1 protein-coding gene is annotated in these 293 nt (G+C 68.3%); it reads right to left on the minus strand.

Annotation, left to right across the window (positions count from 1 at the left end):
- On the minus strand, positions 1-240 hold a 240-nt coding region (locus tag PZH32_RS13420), incomplete at its 3' end, for a PASTA domain-containing protein (protein WP_275208751.1).
- Positions 241-293 lie beyond the last annotated feature (53 nt).

Consider the following 293-nt stretch of genomic DNA (forward strand, 5'->3'; position numbering starts at 1 on the left):
GTCGAAGACCGTCACGGTCACCGTGATGCCCACCAGCGCCTTGGAGCCGGCCGCGGCGGACTGAGCGTACACCGTGCCGGGCACCTGGCCCTCCACCGCAGGATCGCCCGTGACCACGGAGCCCGCAAAACCGGCAGCCTCCAGGGCGGCCACAGCCTCCTCGGCCGTCATGCCCGTCACGTTCGGCACCTCCACGCTGTTGAAGCGCTCGCCGTTGCCATTAAAGTTCTCGTTGAGCACCCCACACGCCCGAGGCGTACAGCTCGCGCTTCTGAGTGCCGAGCAGGTTCTCG

It is taken from the genome of Adlercreutzia equolifaciens (genome assembly GCF_029076695.1).
GTDB classification, from domain to species: Bacteria; Actinomycetota; Coriobacteriia; order Coriobacteriales; family Eggerthellaceae; genus Adlercreutzia; species Adlercreutzia equolifaciens_A.